The organism is Nostoc sp., from assembly GCF_036917755.1.
Taxonomy (GTDB): domain Bacteria; phylum Cyanobacteriota; class Cyanobacteriia; order Cyanobacteriales; family Nostocaceae; genus Nostoc.
Genome location: NZ_JBALFC010000018.1, coordinates 106,445 through 125,282, shown reverse-complemented (window position 1 = coordinate 125,282; position 18,838 = coordinate 106,445). Strand labels below are relative to the sequence as shown.

The window sequence follows — 18,838 nt, the reverse complement described above, 5'->3', positions numbered from 1 at the left end:
ATATCTTGTTTGAGATGGTAATACCAGGTAAAGCAATCATAAAGCTTCTTTGGAGAGTATAATCTGGCATACCTCAAACTATACAATAATTCTCATTATTAGAATGATTTAGATGCAGAAGTAGTATCGAACTTCTACATAAAACGACCTTAAGACCAATACCCGTGAATGAATTTCGCTTCTATCTCTCAAATCCTCTTGATGGGCTAATTCTGGGCTTTTTACCGAATGCACTGCGTAGGCGTAGCCCGCCGTATTTTTGGGAATGAGTTGTGTGGGTTAATAATTGCTATTTGCACCTAAAACTTGTATCCCTTGTACAGAAGGAGTTTCTGGATTCGGGGCAATTTAATTCATGGGTATTGACCTTAAGACAGAGGTATTTTTATATATTCCGTTGTAAATACTGTATCAATGGATTTTATTTTGAGCTTGGAAAAATTTCTTAAATACCATACAGTAAATTATCTTTTCAGACTCAGCAATAGATGAATAGTAAATAAAAACATCCTATAGGACTCGTATTTGATTTTTGAAAAAAATCAGTACACCCCGAAAAGGCTTATTCTCCACTCCCCACTCCCTGTCTACGCAAATAATTATGGCTACGCCACGCTGCGCGAACAAAAATCAAAGCAGACTGCTATATGTTAGAAAATAGAATCAATAGAAGAACTGTTCTTCACGGTGCTATCACCTTGACAGGAACATTGGCAGCCGTCCAACTTGGCTCCGCCAAGAAAGCACAGGCGCAGTCTACTTCATTAAGTCAACGTAAAGGGATTTTGTTAGCGGTAGATTTACAAAATAGCTTTTTGATCACACCTGAATGTGAAGCGGTTGTGCCAAAGGTAGTTGATAATGCTAGTAAGTTTTATCAGGTTTGGGCAACTCGCTTTTTTAACCGGAATCCTAACTTTTCACGTCAACTCAACTGGAACGAGATGGTGTCTGGACAGGAAACAGAGCTTTCTAAAACCTTAATTCCGGTTGTCAGCAAAACGTTTGATAAGCCTTCATATTCTCCAATTTCACCTACCTTGCTCCAAGTAAATATTATATCCCGTTTTCTTTCTTTTCATGCTCATGCTCCTACTTCTTTTGTGATGTCACCTGCCCTGCTCCAAGCACTGCAAAATAACGCTATTACTACAGTCGCAGTGTGTGGAGTTGATACAGACGCTTGTGTGATGGCTACAGCTTTAGGACTCTTTGATGCTGGATTTGAGACGTTCGTAGTATCAGATGGCTGTGCTTCTAGTGGTGGGCAGGAATATCATGAAGCGGCGATTAAGATATTGAAACGCAATATTGGAGAGAAATATGTGATTTCTTTTAGCGAATTACCTGCAATGTTGTCTTAGTGTATAAGAGGGTGTTTGAAAAGTTATGAGCGATAAAAATTTATGCTAAACGCTTCACCATGATGCAAATCATAGCAAGATAGATAAAGGTATCCAATGACTATTTAGGAAAAAGATTATTGTCTGGTGGTTGAGGATTGGGTATCAAACAGTATTATAGACTACAAAAAAATAGCGATCAGACTTCTTTGGTTGTGGCTGAAAATGCCGGGAACAAAAGAATCACAATCGCAAGATAGAACGCCAATGCACTGCTCAGAAAGACAGATCATGGGCTTAGTGTGAGTATGCCTCTTAATATATTCATATATGAATATGCTTTACCACTCTGATATATGCAATTAGATGGTTGAAAAGAGATTTGCCTTAATGTTTTAATGTTATTAAATAATTTACAATTAAATGCCAGTCTATTCTCAATAGACCATCGGTAATTTTTGTAAGTTAATAATTTTTAGCTAAATGGCAATTTCAAAGATGGAAAATACATTAATTGATAAAACCTTCCGTGATAGCGATGGCAAAATTGTTTTAGCTCAGATGCCAAACCTACCACTTATTGTTTGGATAGTAACCAGTATACTTGCTCTAATTTTTACAAGTGGCAAAATCAATACAGTATTAGACATACTAGCAAATGGTTCCTTGTTCACTTGGGCGTGGCTGGAATTATTTCAAGGCGTTAATTATTTTCGCAGAGCGTTAGGTCTTGCGGTATTAATTGGTTTTATCGCATTAAAAATTCAGTAGTTACCGAAATTAATGGGTTTAAAGCCCCGTCGTAGAACGACGGCTTTTGTTCTATTAATGATCGAAGAAACTCCCTTATAATATCTGTTTTGGTTCGCTTTGCAATTGATAAGCATATCGCTCAAGGGCTTTCATCTCTTAAGAGGGAAACTCTAACGTGCAACTGTTTTTCCACCATAATTAGTGTAGCAATATGCTACACTAATTATGGTGGAAAGGTAATCAACCACTTAAAAAACCTAGCCGTCGAAAGACAAAGCACTGAACCTTGACAATTAAATCTATGCGGTTCTACTGCATTGTTCTAGTTTCCTCCTAGCAGTAGGTAAAAGATTTATAGGAGCTAGACGACTCAGAATTTTGAGACTATTTGTTTCAAACTAAACAGGACTTGCAGCAATGCAACTAGGGTAGGGCATACCCAAAGTTAACGCTTGGGGAGAATCCCACCTCTGGTCTAGATGACGCAAGGACTCTAGGTTAAGTGGTTTCGTTGAGCCAAGAATCCCCGTGCGTTCACGCCGGGGAGTGTCAACTATCGACTATTAACTCAGCACACAAGATGACTGAAGCAACCGCAACTCGTCCCAATATCTACGTCCAGGAAACCGGGCCAACGATTCATTACCTGGTGGCAATGTCCCAACCAGAAACCCATCTGTTTGAGGTGACTTTACGCCTTGTCGATTACCCCTCACCAATTCTCGATTTAAAATTGCCGGTGTGGACACCCGGTTCCTACTTAGTTCGGGAATACGCCAAGAATTTACAGGATTTTGTGGCTTTTGCCGAGGATAAGCCTTTACCTTGGCGGAAGATCAGCAAAAATCACTGGCAGGTAGACAAAACAGGTGTTTCCGAATTAACTGTACGTTACCGTGTTTTTGCGAACGAGCTATCGGTACGGACAAATCACTTAGATGCAAGCCACGGTTATTTTAACGGTGCGGCACTATTTTTTAGAATATCGGGCTGGGAGAACCAACCCATTCGCGTTACCATCGTACCACCACGCCCGAAATGGCAGGTAACTACTGCCTTGCCACCCATTGCTGAGGAAACGAATACTTTCTTGGCTGGTGATTTTGATACTCTTGTTGATACTCCGTTTGAGATTGGTTGCCACCAATTGTATAAATTTGAGGTTTTGGGAAAACCCCATGAACTGGCAATCTGGGGACAGGGAAATTTCCAAGTCCAGCAGATGATTGCTGATATCCAAAAAATTGTCCAGGTAGAAGCGCAGATGTTCGGGGGTTTGCCCTATGAAAGATACGTGTTTCTGCTACATTTATTTAGTCAAGCTTTTGGCGGTTTGGAGCATAAAAACTCTTGCTCGTTAATTTACCACCGTTTTGGGTTTCGCGCTCAGGATAAGTACGATCGCTTTCTTCAATTGGTAGCACACGAGTTCTTTCATTTGTGGAATGTCAAGCGAATTCGCCCAAAAGCATTAGAGGTTTTTGATTACGACCAAGAAAATTACACACCATCATTGTGGTTTTGTGAAGGCACTACTAGTTACTATGACTTGTTAATTCCTTTGCGGGCGGGAATTTATGATGTTAAGTCGTATTTAAATAACTTGGGCAAAGAAATTACCAGATATGAAATGACGCCGGGGCGCAAGGTACAACCCGTTTCCGAGTCGAGTTTTGATGCCTGGATAAAACTCTATCGCCCGGATGCTAATAGCGGTAATTCCCAAATTTCCTACTATTTAAAAGGAGAAATGGTATCGTTGTTGCTAGATTTACTGATTCGCTCTACTCACGACAATCAGCGATCGCTCGATAACGTCATGCAGAAAATGTGGCAACAATTTGGACAAGCTGAAATTGGCTATACCCCAGAACAGTTGCAGGAAGTTATAGAATCTGTCGCCGGAATCGATTTGACTGATTTCTTTAAACGCTACATTGATGGCATTGACGATTTGCCCTTGAATCAGTACTTAGAACCCTTTGGCTTACAGTTGGTAGCAGATCAGCAGGAAGAACCTTACCTGGGTGTGAGAATAAATACAGAGAATGGGCGGGAGATCATTAAGTTTATAGAGATTGGTTCACCTGCACAAGTAGGGGGAATTGATGCAGGTGATGAGTTGTTAGCAATTGATGGGATTAAGCTAATGGGGAATAGTTTAAGCGATCGCCTGAAAGATTACCAAGCAAACGATACCATCGAAGTCACAGTTTTCCACCAAGACGAACTGCGTACTTATTCCATCACCCTCACGTCACCACGTCCCACTCGATATCAAGTAAAACCTGTTGAGCATCCTGACTCCACCCAGCAGCAAAACTTTAGGGGATGGCTTGGGGTAGCGATCGCAACTGTTTGATAAAGGGCATGGGGCATTGGGCATGGGGCATTGGGCATTGGGCATGGGGCATTGGGCATTGGGCATTGGGCATGGGGCATTGGGCATTGGTTATTGTCCTCATCTCCCTCATCCACCTCATCCCCCTCATCCCCCCACTCTCCACTCCCCACTCCCCACTCCCCACTCCCCACTCCCCACTCCCCACTCCTAAGCCGTTCTCACCGCCCCAGAGTAAATTAAACCCCGTTGCAGATCCAGCGTTATAATCGCTCCATCCCGAATCGCCTTTGTTGCCTGCTTCACGCCGACAATCACTGGCACACCGAGACGTAAGCCAATCACTGCTGCGTGACTTGTGAGACTTTCCTCTTCCGTAATAATCCCGGCAGCTTTCCGAATGGCCTCAACAAAATCGGCACTAGTGCGGGGTGCAACCAATATGTCTCCGTGATTAAAGTTACTAACATCCATGCCAGTATTAGCCACCCTGGCGCGACCACTCACTGAACCTTGTCCCAGTCCAATGCCGTGACCTAGTATTGCCGTCACCACCTCTACCTTAATCAAATCTGTGGAGCCGGAAATTCCCTGGAGTGTGCCAGCAGTCATCACTACTAAATCTCCCTCAGACAGTAACTTCAGTTCCTGAGCTACGTTGATCGCAGCTTGAAATGTCTGACCAGTTGAAGGTAATCCTAGTACCAACAGTGGTTTGACTCCCCACACCATCTGTAGCTGTCGCGCCACATTTACATGGGGTGTCACTGCCAAAATCGGTGTCTGGGGGCGGAACTTAGAGACATTGCGAGCTGTTGCCCCGGTTTGCGTTAGGGTCATGATTGCTGCTGCGCCTAGTTGTTCGGCAATTTGACCTACAGCTTGACTAATCGCATTGGGAATGGAGCGTCGGGCATCTCTCGAAGAACGTAAGTTTAAGTGTTGGGCTTCTTCCTGCTCCATACGTTCGGCAATTCGTGCCATCGTCGCTACTGCTTCTACAGGGAAGCTACCCACTGCGGTTTCATTGGAGAGCATCACCGCATCCGTACCATCTAAAATCGCATTTGCCACATCCGAGACTTCCGCGCGAGTGGGACGGGGATTGCTCACCATGCTGTCTAACATCTGGGTGGCGGTGATGATCGGAATCCCCAAGCGATTTGCTGTGGCAATTAGCCGCTTTTGGAGTACGGGAACATCTTCTGCTGGCAGTTCCACCCCTAAGTCGCCTCTGGCAACCATCACACCATCACACAAAGCCAGAATCGCCTCCATTTGTTCTATGGCTTCGTGCTTTTCAATTTTGGCAATCACTGGAACTTGCTTGCCTGTACTGGAAATTAGCTCTTTAATTTCGATCATGTCCTGGGGATTGCGGACAAAGGAAAGCGCCACCCAATCTACACCTTGATCTAGACCAAACATCAGATCCTCTCGGTCTTTGTCGGTCATTGCCTTAACTGACAGGTAAACGCCGGGAAAGTTTACGCCTTTATTGTTAGAAAGTTTACCAGGCACGGTGATGCGACAATGCAAATCACCTTTGTCGCGGTTAATCTCCTCCACCAGCATTTCGACTCGTCCATCATCGAGGAGGATTTTTGCGCCAACTGGGACTTCTTCGGCTAAATAATCGTAGGTAACACAACTAATTTCTTGCGTACCTACAACCGGACGATTTGTCAAGGTGAAGCGATCGCCTTTTGCCAAAACTATAGACCCATTATCAAACTTCCCCAAGCGAATTTTTGGGCCCTGCAAGTCTTGGAGAATAGCCACTGGCTGATTTAGTTCAAAAGCGGTTTGCCGAATTAAGCGAATACTACGCTGATGGTCGGCATGAGTTCCGTGGGAGAAGTTTAGCCGCAGCGTCGTGGCTCCCGCTTCAATAATCGCCTTGAGCATTTCAGGACTGCTTGTGGCGGGGCCTATAGTAGCGACAATTTTTGTCCGGCGCAGAGAATCTCTTAATTGCATAGGGGCTGAAGTTAGGGAGCTATCTGGGAAGTCATCGTAACTTAAGTGGCATCTCCTTTTCAGTTACTGCTATATCAATAGATATAAGCAGTTAGAGAGGGTTTATGGGAGAGTGAGGCTATGGGATAGACTAGATATAGTACATCAATCTTGTATCCATCGTCCCCACGAAGGAGTTTAGCCCATCAACTTCTTGCCAATTGTCATACCCCACTTATCAGTAAAGATTTGGCCTCGTCTGGAATCATAGCGTTATTCATCTGCTGATATGCAAAGCTGTAGATAAATCTTGCTATACAAAACTTTATTATTCCATAATATTTGTCGTATATTCGGAATGTTTGATCAAGAAGGAGTCAATGTTAAAGATGATCGCATCGGAGGCACAAAAGCCACTGACAATCCCGCCCAAGGAATTTTTAGCGCCTCCTGGTGATTTCAATCCCACGCTACTGCTGTTTTTCGGAGCTGTGGCAATGCTGGTGTTATCCAGCTTTGGTTACTGGCTTTGGGAATGGCCGCACTGGCTATGCTTTAGCGTTAACACGATCGCCTTGCATTGTGCTGGAACGGTAATTCATGACGCGTGTCACCAATCTGCCCATCGCAACCGGGTGATTAATGCGATGTTAGGGCATGGCAGTGCTTTAATGCTAGCTTTTGCTTTTCCAGTGTTTACGCGGGTGCATTTACAGCATCATGCCCATGTTAATCATCCCGAAAACGATCCAGATCATTATGTCTCTACTGGTGGCCCGCTATGGTTAATTGCGGTACGATTTTTATACCACGAGGTATTTTTCTTTCAACGACAACTGTGGCGTAAATATGAGCTATTAGAATGGTTCATCAGCCGTTTAATTGTGGGTGTAATTGTTTATATATCAGTGCAATACCACTTTTTGGGTTACATTCTCAATTTTTGGTTTATACCGGCTTTTGTGGTGGGGATAGCACTAGGATTATTTTTTGATTATTTGCCCCATCGTCCTTTTGCGGAGCGCGATCGCTGGAAAAATGCTCGCGTTTATCCTAACCCAGTTCTCAATATCCTGATTATGGGACAGAATTACCACTTAATTCATCATTTGTGGCCTTCTATTCCTTGGTACAATTATCAGCCCAGCTATTATCTCATGAAGCCCCTATTAGATGAAAAAGGGTGTTATCAAACTTCAGGATTGTTACAGAAAAAAGACTTTTTTGAGTTTGTTTATGACATCTTTCTAGGAATTCGGTTTGATCATCACAAAGAATAGATACAGCAGTCTGCTTTGATTTTTGTTCGCGCAGCGTGGCGTAGCCATAATTATTTGCGTAGACAGGGAGTGGGGAGTGGGGAGTGGGGAAGAAGCCTTTTCGGGGTGTACTGATTTTTTTCAAAAATCAAATACGAGTCCTATAGCAATCCTAAATCATTCGTGAAAAGTTAGATACCCGACAACTTTTACGAAGTCGGGTATCTGGACACCGAGAATTTTCACAAATCAGATAAGATTGCTATATTATGAAAGCTGCTATAAAACTAGATTTATTCACTTCTTAATATCTTCTAATTTTAGTTTTTATTATTCAGGGCTTAAATATTCATTGTCAACCAAAAACTTTAAAGATTAAAGTATGGTTTTAAAACATTAACCTATTGAAATTTTAGATATTTTTTTCATTTTCCAACATTTTATCTCTATTGACGAATTCTTCAAATAAAACAAACAATTTATTGAAAGCTTTCACATCATCGTCAGAATACAACAGAATTATTTTCTCCCATGATTGACTTAATTCAACCATAGATTTCCATTTTATAGGCTCAGATCCCCGACTTCTTCAAGAAGTCGGGGATCTTTTTGTTCGTAACTTAATAGATGCTACAACCAACGTTGTTTTTTAGCATAAGTAATGCTACCAATTACAATTAATGCCATGACGCAGATCACAGCAGGATAAGCCCAAGGTTGCTCTAATTCCGGCATATATTTGAAGTTCATACCATAGAAACCAGACATGAAAGTGATTGGTAAGAATATGGTCGAGAGGATAGTTAGGCGATTAATTCGTTCACCGGTTTTGCTAGCAATATTATCGCGTTGAATTTCCATTAATTCTGACATCCAGGCTCTCAGAGCTTGATATTCTTGCCAGAGTTTATCAACGTGATGAACCAATTCTTGATTGAATAGTTCCTTCACAGGCTCGGTGATCCATTGGAAATCTTCGCGATCCATAATAGCCATAAGTGACTTGATGCTTTGAAAATTACGGCGTCCCGAACGGGTAGATTGCCTCATGGTGGCAATTTTTTGGTACGTTGATTCATCACCGGAATTCTCTAATACTTCATCTTCTAAATCGTCAAGTTTTCTAGAAATATAGTCAAATACAGTTTCGTAATTATTCAAAATATCTTTAAAAATGAGATAAAAAAGATAGTCAATTCCCAACTTTTGAATATCTAGAGTTCGCTTTTGGAGATTATTAGCTAGAATACTTAAAATTTTTAGTTCAGTGATTTCAAAAGTGATGATAAAATTATTTCCAACCACAATATTGCCACGCGCAACCTCAAACTCGTGATTTTTTATTTGAGGAGTTAGAATTTCATAGCTGTCAAATAAACAATCTTCTACGTCTTCATCAATTCCTAGAGGGGAATGGTTGAAAATCATGTTAACACGAGATGGATTGAGTCGAAAGTGCTTGATAATTTTGGCAGTTCCAGTGCGATCGCGGAAGTGAATACACCGCAACCAAATATTCTGAGAACCATCAATCTTTTTCAGTACCGTATCGACATCCCAACTGGTGAATAATTCCAGGTTATTTTGAGAAAAAGTGAGGAGAGTTAGCATATAGCAATCCTGCTGGCATTATCGGATCTTGGGGCTAGATGGATTAAATCTTACCCTAGCTCTGATAGCGCCACTTTGTTTCAAATTTTATTACTGATCAGACGAGTCCCCTTGTCAATAGGTTTTGAGATGCGCTAACCCTGAGATATATCTAAGAATTTCCTCAAATCAGACTGTATATCAGCCCAACCAGTACAATTAAAGTCACAATTACATAAGTATAATCTTTTAGTCGCACAAAGGCTAACAGCGAAAAAACAACTCGTACAACTGGAGTAGCAATCAGCAGCAGTAGTCCTAGTTGAATAATGCCTCGGTTACGACCTGATAATATTGATGTTTTTACCCCGGCTGGAGTGCGAAACTCTGCTGGTTCTCCCCGAAAAAACTGGTAATTAGGAACCTCAGTTCCGTGGCGAATTAAGTATAAAATTCCACCCACTAAAACCAAAGTGGTGGCAAGAATGACCCCGACTCTTAACAGATTACCAATAAATTGTTCAAAGCGCTGCTCAAACTTAGTACGCCTTTTTTGAGCCATTTTAAAGCCTCCCAGTTAGACCTTTGTAAATCATTTCTAGCGCTAGTACCAAAATGACAACGCTGAAAATATTTCGTAAAAGTTTTACCTCGGCTCTAATCAATACCCGCGCCCCTAAAACAGCACCCAACAATACGCCTAACATTACAGGCATTGTTAATCCGGGATCGATGTAACCTCGGTTTAAGTAGATTCCAGCGCTAGCCGCCGCCGTCACTCCAATCATGAAATTGCTGGTGGTTGTAGAAACCTTGAACGGGATACGCATAATTTGATCCATTGCCAAGACCTTGAAAGCTCCAGAACCAATGCCCAGCAATCCAGAAATTACACCAGCCACCAACATTAATCCAAATCCAGAGGTAATATTACCTACGTTGTAAGGCTGTTCTCCCGTTGGTGTCGGATATGTACTACTGAGCTTCAGTCGAATGGTTAAAGGATTAGACGGTAAACTGTTGAGGTCTTCATTCCTGGTTTGACGCGACAAATATGCCGAGTAGAGCAAAACAAACCCAAAGACAACAGTGAGCATTCCAGTAGAAATTTTTGCTGCTATAGTTGCCCCGAATATTGCGCCAAAAGTTGTAGCTATTTCTAGGAACATTCCCAACCGCAGATTTGTGTAGCCTTCCTTAACGTAGGCAGAAGCCGCTCCACTAGACGTAGCAATTACAGAGACTAAAGAAGCACCAATGGCGTAGTGAATATCTACTCCACAAACTACAGCGAGGAAGGGAACAATCACTACTCCACCACCTAGCCCGGTCAGTGCCCCCAAAAATCCGGCAATCAAAGAACCAAGCCAAACCAATAGAGAAAATTCTAGGATGTTCAAGCTACTTCCTCCGCTACAAACTTTTTAGGTTGAGACTAGAAAGGGAAACTCAAATTTTTAGTGGCTGATTTGACACCAGCATTTTAAGAACTTTTACTAATAGGAGCAAATATCTTTGTTTTTCCAATTGATAAATTAAATTGATTAATAAAAGTAAACTTACATCTCCAGATTTGCACTTTTCTGCATAGCTTTAAAATTCATCTCCTATTAAAATAAGTCATACTTCAACGAGTAAAGTTGGGGGTAACAAGGCTATGAGTCTCAAAGTAAACCTGACAATTCCGGTCATGTGGAAAAGCTAACGATTAACCTAACCCCCTTCCCAACGCTCTAACGGAGAAAATTCAAAGTCTCTCTCCTTCTAGGAGAGAGATAAAGAAGAGCGAAAAGTTTGAGCGGAGGTTTCCTCCGTTGGCGTAGCCCGCCGCAGGCATCAAAGCTTTTCAAGAGAGAGGTTTTCGAGATACGCGTGAAAAGTCAGCAAAGTAAACACCGTGGAGGACGGGATTTTTCGTGAAGGTTAAGAAAATTTTAATTTGGATGAATATTAGGTGAAAATATGGTAAGGATAAGTTTGCAAGAACATCAAGTTTATGGACGTTTACCAGTGGAAAAAAAGCTGGGTATTCTTGTTGTCGATGACCATCAATTAATTTTGACTGGTACCCTGGATGTATTAAGTCGAGAGTATCCCGAAGCTTCTATTATTAAGGCTCAGACGGGAAAAGAGACACTTTATCAACTTCAATTTCACGAGTTTGACCTGATTGTGATGGATTTATCAATTCCCGATCAGCAAGGAGAGACAGCAGAAATTGATACCGGAATTAAGCTGTTGCAAACTTTGCTTCAAGAATATCCTCGTCAGAATTTCATGGTGCAAACTAGTTATGTGAAGGCGTTAATCCGGATCAAGCACGAGATTGATAATCATCAAGGTGGGTTTGCGATCGCAGACAAAGGATTACCCGAAGATCAAATGCTAATGCGGGTTAATTTAGCACTTCATGGTGCAACTCACACGAAAGACATCAAAAAGGGGATCGAACTCAAACCGGAATGGTTGGAGGTGTTGCGGTTGGCTTTTGAAGAGAGTTTGACAGATAAGGCGATCGCTGACCGAATGTATAAATCAGAACGAGCAGTGCGAACTTACTGGACGAAGATTCAGGATGTTTTGGGGGTATATCCTGAAGACTGCAAGCAAGGTGGTAAGAATATGCGAATCCAAACCGAAGTTCGTTCCCGTGAAGAAGGCTTAATTGATTAAAGAATTCAGGAGTCAGAATTCAGTATTGATTCTGAATTCTGATTGTTAATATGGACGGGGAAAATTAATGCAGAAAAAAACTAGATGAGAAGGAGAATCTGGAATCGCATTTATCAAGAATTTGGGTTGTGGTCTGTTGCTGCACCTCCGGGAATACTGGTATTGGTGTTGGTGATCTTGATCCGTATAGTTGGAGGAATCCAATCTTTAGAATGGATGTTTCTCGATACGATGTTACGTCTGCGTCCCCCAGAAAAACTCGATGAACGTGTAGTAATTGTGGGGATAGACGAAAAAGATATTGAATGGGTTAAGCAATATCCGGTTCCAGATGGAAAGATTGCAGAGTTACTCACCAAGCTGGAAAGCTATAAACCGCTAGCAATTGGGCTGGATATATTCAAAAATGTTCCCGTTGAACCTGGTGGCGAACAACTCGCCAAGGTATGGCGAGAAAATACTAATATTATTAGTATTGAAAAAATATTACCACCAAAAGAGATTTCTCCAGCCCTAAATTTGCCACCAGAACAAATTGGATTTGTTGATTTATTGAATGATGCAGATAGTAAAAATCGACGCTATTTGTTATATACAACGAACCCGAAGAATGACAAAGAAGATAAATATTCTCTAGCGCTACAGTTAGTTACTAGATACTTAAAAACGAAAGGAATTGAGTTAGAAACAGGGAAAAATGACCCGAATACAATCATGATTCAGGGGGCTGAATTGCCCCGAATCACTGATAACTTTGGTGGATATGTGGACATTAATCATGGGGATGGGGGATTGTCAATTTTGATGAACTTCCGCAACAATTATCAGCCTTTTCATGTTATTTCGCTGCGCGATATTCTCAATGATAAAAATAAGAACGTTTATGCAAAATTGTTGCGCGATCGCATTGTCTTAGTTGGCAATCGAAATCTGAGCGTCGGTGATATTTTTTATACATCTGCTTTGCCAACATTAGAATTAAAGGGTCAAATTTACGGTGTTGACTATCATGCTCACGTCATCAGTCAAATTCTGAGTACTGTAATCGATGGTCGCCCAATGTTGCACAGTTGGGGAGATATGGGAGAATATATATGGATAGTTATTTGGGGTTTTCTGCCGATCATTATTGGACGCCTGACCCAATCTGTCTGGAAAAATCTATTTAGTGTTTGTCTAGCGGGAGTTTGTCTATTTAGCTACGGCTATGTGATGCTGTGGTTGTGGGGTATATGGATTCCTGTAGCACCCAGCTTGATGATATTAGCTGTGAATGGGGTTGGCTTGAGTGCTTTTACATTTTACCAACACGATAAATTCTTGCGATCACAAATTAACGAACGTCAAAACACAATTCAACACACTTTTACCGTAATTCATAATGGCCCTCTGCAAACCCTCGCCTATGGATTAAAGCATATGCGTGCTAAAGATGTACCCTATGAACAACTGCTTGGACAATTTGAAAAACTCGATCGAGAAATTCGGGAAATTGGCGAATTTCTCAAACTCGAAACATTAACAAAGGAAGAGAGTTTGCGTTTAGGAAGCGGATTGATCCTTGAATTGAACCGACCGCTTCATGATTTGTTATATGAAGTTTATTCAAGTACATTAGAACGTCACGATTTTGAATATTTTAAAACATTAAAAGTCAAGATTCGCAATTTTGAACCAATTGATGGTAAGTATTTAAGTATGGAACGAAAACGTGAAATCTGTCTTTTTCTGGAAGAAGCTTTGTGTAATGTTGGCAAACATGCCCAAGGAGTAAAACGTGTTCAAGCAACAGGTGTTTATGCTGAAAATAAATATAAGTTGTGCGTCAAAGATAACGGTTCAGGGATTCAATCAAAGCTCGAAAATAAAGGAACAAAACATTCTAAACTACTAGCCAGACAATTAGGAGGAGAGTTCCGACGGGAATCACTTTCTCCTCGCGGAACAATATGCGAACTTAGTTGGAAACCTACGAAGGAAGTTTAGATTTTAAAACTGTTCTTATTAGTAGATAACCATACAATCACCAGCATTTACCATGAGTCATCAACATTTTGGATTTTGGCTACATAGTCGCAGATCTACAAGTTTGATTGTGGGAGTGTTTTTTTTAATTAGCGCAGTCCCCGCCTATGCTGAGTTTAAACCACGCGATCGCAAACCTGCCAGTGGATATTCTCGTGCGGGTGGTTCGCGTGGATGTTCGAGTAACGGTATCCCTGTGACGCAGCTTGCACCTGTGACATTTGTCGGTAAAACCGCTTCCACACGTCCAATGTTTGCTTGGTATATGTCAAGTTCTCAAACCGTGCGATTCCGACTCTTTGAATTTGATTCACCGAAAACCGTTAAACAAATCAGCAAAGTTAAAGAAATATCAACAAGAGTCGGGATCAACAAATTAAAACTTCCCACCGATTATCCTGAACTAACTGTAGGTAAAACATATTTCTGGCAAATCGCAATTGACTGCGAAGTGAGTCCAATTGTGAGCAATGCAGAATTTACCGTCATCAATCCTCAATCACTAGCTAAGAACCGATTTTCTAGCATCCCAGAAAGCGCAAATTATTATGCGGAAAATGAACTGTGGTATGAAGCATTTGAAGAAGCATTGAAAGCAAGTAGTAATGGGAAATTGGGTAAAACTGGATCAATTTTAGTTCAAGAACTCGCACAATCTGAAATCCCCGCAGGAAGCAAAGGCGATATCCAAATCATCAAACAACGCATCGAAGATATCCAGAGAATTTCCAGCGAAAGAATATAGAGGGAGTGGGGAGAATAGAAATGGTGGAAATTTTGCGGTTTGGTGTAGTGGGATTGCTAGGGTGCGTGGGTGCATTAGCGGTTTCTATTCCCCCTACTTTAGCTCAGTTAACTCCTGATAATACCCTTGGAAAAGAGCGATCGCAAGTCATTCCGATTAATACAAACAATGACCGCATCGAGGGCGGTGCGGCTCGTGGCATTAACCTATTTCACAGTTTTCAAGATTTTAACGTCGGTGTTGGGAGAGGTGTTTATTTCGCCAATCCACAGGGGATAACAAATATCTTTTCTCGCGTTACTGGTAGTAACTCATCGAATATTTTCGGGAAATTGGGGGTATTAGGTGATGCGAATTTGTTTTTGCTCAATCCCAATGGGATTTTATTTGGGAAGAATGCCCAGTTAGATATTCGGGGATCATTTATGGGGACGACAGCAAATAGCTTAGTCTTTCCCAATGGCGTAGAATTTAGCGCTACAAATCCCCAAGCGCCGCCGTTGTTGAGTATCAATGTACCAATTGGCTTGCTGTTTGGTTCGCAACCAGGAAGTATTACTAGCCTTGCAGTGATTCGGAATTCTCAGGGAAATGCTGTTAGTGGTTTGAGTGTTGGTACTGGCAGCACTTTAGCACTTATGGGCGGTGAAATTGCCTTGGATGGTAGTTATTTGTCTACTCAAAATGGACAAGTGAAATTGGGAGCAGTCGGGGGAGATACAACCGTTGGGTTGAATGTCAATGGCTCCTCATTGGGTTTTAATTTCCCAGAAAATTTCGGACGCGCACCCATCAACTTAACGAATGCAAGAATTGGCGCTACAGGTGGAAATAGTGGAATTGAGCTATTTGGCGGAAAAATGGGGCTAAACGGAAAGGGTTCGTATATATTGAGTGTGAATGGCGGCTCAATTGTTGTTGATGCAACTCAATTTAATTTAGACAATGGCTTTACCGTTGCGAGCGTTACTTCTGGTGCAGCGAAGGGTGGTGATGTTACTATCAATGGCGGGAAAATCACAATTACCGGAGATGGAACAGTAGAAAATAGTGGCAAAATTGGCACATTGACCAATGGTAAAGGTAATGGAGGGAACCTCATCTTCAATGCTACGGAGTCGGTTAACGTCAATGGTGGCTTGATCGGTGTTAACTCTGGAGATGCAGGCAATGCAGGAAACTTAACCGTGCGAGCAACAGATGCTGTCAATATCACTAACCAAGGTGATTTGGCACTCTACAGCAATAGTTCGGGTTCAACAGGTAATTTGCGGATTGAAACGGGCACTTTGCGAGTTAAAAATAGTTTCTTAACGAATGGAGGGAAATTTGCATCTGATGGTGGAAGTGTCGGTTCTATTTCCATTCAGGCTCGGAATGCGGTTGAGGTGACTCAAGGTGAAATATTTACAGGTGTTTTACCACTCGGAGGTACAACTCCAGCAACAGCAGGAGATATCACCATTCAAACCCAGCGACTCAATCTCAAAGATGGGGGTTCTATCAGAACGGATACTTATAGCAATGTAAATGCAGCCAACATTTTTATTAAAGCTAGTGAATACGTAGACATTAGCGGTACTAGTCAGGTATCAAGCGGCACTTATTTAGGAACAGGAAATGGTGGCAATGTAACAATTGAAACGCCTCGACTCTCCCTAACTCAAGGAGGATATATAAGCACCACATCCACTCAAAGCAGTGGTAATGCCGGGAATATTACTATCCGCGCCAAAGATGTAGAATTGGACGGGTTTGTTTTCGTACCCAATAAACAGTTGACTATACCAAATGATCCTGTTTTAGAAGAAAATTTGTCTCGGTCAGGGGGTATTACTTATACGAGTGACTTATCCTCGGATGTGTTGGGAAGTAATGCAGATGTGCGGGGTGGCACGATAACTATTGACACGGAACGGTTGCGGTTGAGTAATGGTGGAAACATTTCAACCTCAGTGATGGTGGGGCGAGGACAAGGGGGTAATTTGGTGGTTCATGCCACTGATTCTATTGATATTACTGGGGTTGGTGGAGAACGACTAGATGGTTCATTTGCACCATCAGGTTTATTTGCCGAATTGCAAACGGGAGGAATTGGTTCTGGGGGAAGCATTGACGTTACAACAGGACGCTTAAACCTCAGCAATGGCGGAGAAATTTCTGCCTCCACATTCAATCAAGGTAATGCGGGAGATATTGGGATTAATGCCGAGCAAATTGATTTACGCGGAAGTAGTAATATCAGAACTCAGGTTAACCATGAAGCTAAGGGTAACGGAGGCAATATCAGCATCAAAACTCAACTATTAAATGTACAAGAAGAATCGGAGATATCATCAGGAACTTTCGGAAATGGAAACGCGGGTAATTTAACGGTACAAGCTGATAATATTATCCTGACTGGTTCAGACAGTGAGTTTTTAACTGGTATAACATCATCAGTTCAGAAAGGGGCTAACGGTAAAGGTGGTGATATAGATATTACTACCAATAATTTTAATATACGTGATAATGCTGAAATTTTTTCTGGCAGTTTAGCTACGGGTGAGGCTGGAAATATTAGAATTAATGCTAATTTTCTGGAAATTCTTGGTAAAGGCAGTGGAATAGGTTCTTCAACGAATGCGGGTAATGGTGGTAGCATTACCCTCAATATCGCTGATTTATTACTTTTGCGCCGTGGCGGTTTAATTTCAACCACCGCAGGTAGAAGCGAAGCTGGTGGCGATGGCGGTAATATCAATATCAACTCTAAATTCATCGTCGCCATCCCTGAAGAAAACAGCGACATCAGCGCCAACGCATACACCGGCACAGGTGGAAAAGTCCAAATCAACTCGCAAGGTATATTCGGTATCGAGCCGCGTCCAAAGCCAACCGATAAAAGCGATATTACTGCAAGTTCCGCATTAGGCGTTTCAGGTGTAATTAAAATTAATGCACCCGATACCAGTTCTATTCAAAACAGCTTCACCGGATTATCTCCAAACGTCATCGATACTAATGCCCTTATTGCTAATAGTTGCGTTGTTCGCAGTCCGAAGCAAGACGGTACATTCTTCATCACGGGTTCTGGTGCTTTACGTAACAGCCCTAACGATGCTTCAATCTCAATCTATTCGACTGGTGAGGTGCGAAATGTCAATGATAACACATCGCCGACTTGGAAAAAAGGCGATGCCTACGGCGCCAAGCTACGCATAGTTGAACCACAAGGGGTTTATCGACTTGCTGATGGACGCTTAGTACTTAGTCGAGAATGTCATTAAAATAATTTTCAGCTAATTAAACCATAGGTAAGTGAAGATTTCAGTAAATAACCATAGGATGTCTCCAAAAGAGTAATATTCTATGGTAAAAGAATATTAATCATGGGTTTTTGATCCGAAAATATGAGTTCAATACTGAATCACATTGAAGACAATCCTAATTTGGGATTTTGGCTACATAGCCGCAGACTTACAAGTTTGGTTGTGGGGGTGGTGTTTTTAATTAGCGCAGTTCCCGCCTATGCTGAGTTTAAACCACGCGATCGCAAACCTGCCAGTGGATATTCTCGTGCGGGTGGTTCGCGTGGATGTTCGACTCGCGGTATCCCTCTGACGCAGCTTGCACCTAAGACATTTGTCGGTAAAACCGCTTCCACACGTCCAATGCTTGCTTGGTATATGTCAAGTTCCCAAACCGTGCGATTCCGACTCTTTGAATTCGATTCAGAGAAAACCGTTAAACAAATCGGCAAAGTTCAAGAAATACCAACAACAGTCGGGATCAACAAACTAAAACTTCCCAGCGATTATCCTGAACTAACTGTAGGTAAAACATATTTCTGGCAAATCGCAATTAACTGCGAAGATCATCCAATTGTTAGCAATGCAGAATTTACCGTCATCAATCCTCAATCACTAGCTAAGAACCGATTTTCTAGCATCCCAGAAAGCGCAAATTATTATGCGGAAAATGAACTGTGGTATGAAGCATTTGAAGAAGCATTGAAAGCAAGTAGTAATGGGAAATTGGGTAAAACTGGATCAATTTTAGTTCAAGAACTCGCACAGTCTGAAATCCCCACAGGAAACGAAGTCGATATCCAAATCATCAAACAACGCATCGAAGATATCCAGAGAATTTTAAGCGAAAGAATATAAAG

At 41.8% G+C, this 18,838-nt stretch carries 14 protein-coding genes; 9 read left to right on the top strand and 5 right to left on the bottom strand.

The window, feature by feature from the left end:
- The first annotated feature begins 647 nt into the window (after positions 1-647).
- The 3 genes from V7L05_RS06215 to V7L05_RS06205 all read left to right on the top strand — a co-directional run bounded on the left by V7L05_RS06215 (position 648) and on the right by V7L05_RS06205 (position 4,458).
- Complete coding sequence (locus V7L05_RS06215) at positions 648-1,364, top strand: cysteine hydrolase family protein (protein ID WP_335162792.1); 717 nt, start codon at positions 648-650, stop codon at positions 1,362-1,364.
- A 477-nt stretch (positions 1,365-1,841) separates the two neighbouring features.
- Positions 1,842-2,114: a hypothetical protein gene (locus V7L05_RS06210; protein ID WP_335162790.1), complete on the top strand. Its 273-nt coding sequence runs from the start codon at positions 1,842-1,844 to the stop codon at positions 2,112-2,114.
- Between the two features lie 562 nt (positions 2,115-2,676).
- On the top strand, positions 2,677-4,458 hold the full coding sequence (locus V7L05_RS06205; protein ID WP_335162788.1) for a M61 family metallopeptidase: 1,782 nt from the start codon (positions 2,677-2,679) through the stop codon (positions 4,456-4,458).
- On the opposite strand, the gene V7L05_RS06200 is transcribed toward V7L05_RS06205, so the two are convergent.
- Both V7L05_RS06200 and pyk read right to left on the bottom strand, forming a co-directional pair.
- The gene (locus tag V7L05_RS06200; protein ID WP_335162786.1) at positions 4,421-4,645 is read right to left on the bottom strand and encodes a hypothetical protein; all 225 of its coding nucleotides are present in this window, start codon (positions 4,643-4,645) and stop codon (positions 4,421-4,423) included. The two genes, V7L05_RS06205 and V7L05_RS06200, sit on opposite strands and share 38 nt — an antisense overlap.
- A 2-nt stretch (positions 4,646-4,647) precedes the next feature.
- Positions 4,648-6,417: a pyruvate kinase gene (gene pyk / locus V7L05_RS06195; protein ID WP_335162784.1), complete on the bottom strand. Its 1,770-nt coding sequence runs from the start codon at positions 6,415-6,417 to the stop codon at positions 4,648-4,650.
- A 368-nt stretch (positions 6,418-6,785) separates the two neighbouring features.
- On the opposite strand from pyk, the gene crtR reads away from it, so the two are divergent.
- Complete coding sequence (gene crtR, locus V7L05_RS06190; RefSeq protein ID WP_335162804.1) at positions 6,786-7,676, top strand: beta-carotene hydroxylase; 891 nt, start codon at positions 6,786-6,788, stop codon at positions 7,674-7,676.
- 609 nt (positions 7,677-8,285) lie between these two features.
- Here crtR and V7L05_RS06185 read toward each other — a convergent pair.
- The 3 genes from V7L05_RS06185 to V7L05_RS06175 form a co-directional block, all read right to left on the bottom strand.
- The gene (locus V7L05_RS06185) at positions 8,286-9,266 is read right to left on the bottom strand and encodes a magnesium transporter CorA family protein (protein ID WP_335162782.1); all 981 of its coding nucleotides are present in this window, start codon (positions 9,264-9,266) and stop codon (positions 8,286-8,288) included.
- Positions 9,267-9,429: 163 nt separating this feature from the next.
- Positions 9,430-9,807, bottom strand: coding sequence for a DUF1634 domain-containing protein (locus V7L05_RS06180; RefSeq protein ID WP_335162780.1), 378 nt, complete (start codon positions 9,805-9,807; stop codon positions 9,430-9,432).
- A 1-nt stretch (position 9,808) separates the two neighbouring features.
- A complete protein-coding gene (locus V7L05_RS06175; protein ID WP_335162778.1) occupies positions 9,809-10,645 on the bottom strand; it encodes a sulfite exporter TauE/SafE family protein in 837 nt (278 codons plus the stop codon).
- Between the two features lie 562 nt (positions 10,646-11,207).
- On the opposite strand from V7L05_RS06175, the gene V7L05_RS06170 reads away from it, so the two are divergent.
- From V7L05_RS06170 to V7L05_RS06150, 5 genes are all read left to right on the top strand, one after another.
- Entirely contained in the window at positions 11,208-11,918 is a 711-nt protein-coding gene (locus tag V7L05_RS06170; protein WP_335162776.1) for a response regulator transcription factor, read from the top strand.
- Between the two features lie 84 nt (positions 11,919-12,002).
- Entirely contained in the window at positions 12,003-13,904 is a 1,902-nt protein-coding gene (locus tag V7L05_RS06165) for a sensor histidine kinase (RefSeq protein ID WP_335162774.1), read from the top strand.
- A 52-nt stretch (positions 13,905-13,956) separates the two neighbouring features.
- Positions 13,957-14,688 (top strand): DUF928 domain-containing protein, encoded by a 732-nt coding sequence (locus V7L05_RS06160; RefSeq protein ID WP_335162772.1) that lies wholly within the window; start codon positions 13,957-13,959, stop codon positions 14,686-14,688.
- Positions 14,689-14,708: 20 nt separating this feature from the next.
- Positions 14,709-17,957, top strand: coding sequence for a two-partner secretion domain-containing protein (locus V7L05_RS06155; protein ID WP_442937839.1), 3,249 nt, complete (start codon positions 14,709-14,711; stop codon positions 17,955-17,957).
- Positions 17,958-18,080: 123 nt separating this feature from the next.
- The gene (locus V7L05_RS06150; RefSeq protein ID WP_335162768.1) at positions 18,081-18,836 is read left to right on the top strand and encodes a DUF928 domain-containing protein; all 756 of its coding nucleotides are present in this window, start codon (positions 18,081-18,083) and stop codon (positions 18,834-18,836) included.
- Positions 18,837-18,838: the final 2 nt, after the last annotated feature.

What these genes read in the sequence shown, in the direction of transcription:
- V7L05_RS06180 (WP_335162780.1), bottom strand. Translation starts at nt 9,807, where the DNA reads ATGGCTCAAAAAAGGCGTACTAAGTTTGAGCAGCGCTTTGAACAATTT.
- V7L05_RS06170 (WP_335162776.1), top strand. Translation starts at nt 11,208, where the DNA reads ATGGTAAGGATAAGTTTGCAAGAACATCAAGTTTATGGACGTTTACCA.
- V7L05_RS06185 (WP_335162782.1), bottom strand. Translation starts at nt 9,266, where the DNA reads ATGCTAACTCTCCTCACTTTTTCTCAAAATAACCTGGAATTATTCACC.
- V7L05_RS06215 (WP_335162792.1), top strand. Translation starts at nt 648, where the DNA reads ATGTTAGAAAATAGAATCAATAGAAGAACTGTTCTTCACGGTGCTATC.
- V7L05_RS06165 (WP_335162774.1), top strand. Translation starts at nt 12,003, where the DNA reads ATGAGAAGGAGAATCTGGAATCGCATTTATCAAGAATTTGGGTTGTGG.
- crtR (WP_335162804.1), top strand. Translation starts at nt 6,786, where the DNA reads ATGATCGCATCGGAGGCACAAAAGCCACTGACAATCCCGCCCAAGGAA.
- V7L05_RS06205 (WP_335162788.1), top strand. Translation starts at nt 2,677, where the DNA reads ATGACTGAAGCAACCGCAACTCGTCCCAATATCTACGTCCAGGAAACC.
- V7L05_RS06150 (WP_335162768.1), top strand. Translation starts at nt 18,081, where the DNA reads ATGAGTTCAATACTGAATCACATTGAAGACAATCCTAATTTGGGATTT.
- V7L05_RS06210 (WP_335162790.1), top strand. Translation starts at nt 1,842, where the DNA reads ATGGAAAATACATTAATTGATAAAACCTTCCGTGATAGCGATGGCAAA.
- V7L05_RS06155 (WP_442937839.1), top strand. Translation starts at nt 14,709, where the DNA reads ATGGTGGAAATTTTGCGGTTTGGTGTAGTGGGATTGCTAGGGTGCGTG.
- V7L05_RS06160 (WP_335162772.1), top strand. Translation starts at nt 13,957, where the DNA reads ATGAGTCATCAACATTTTGGATTTTGGCTACATAGTCGCAGATCTACA.
- pyk (WP_335162784.1), bottom strand. Translation starts at nt 6,417, where the DNA reads ATGCAATTAAGAGATTCTCTGCGCCGGACAAAAATTGTCGCTACTATA.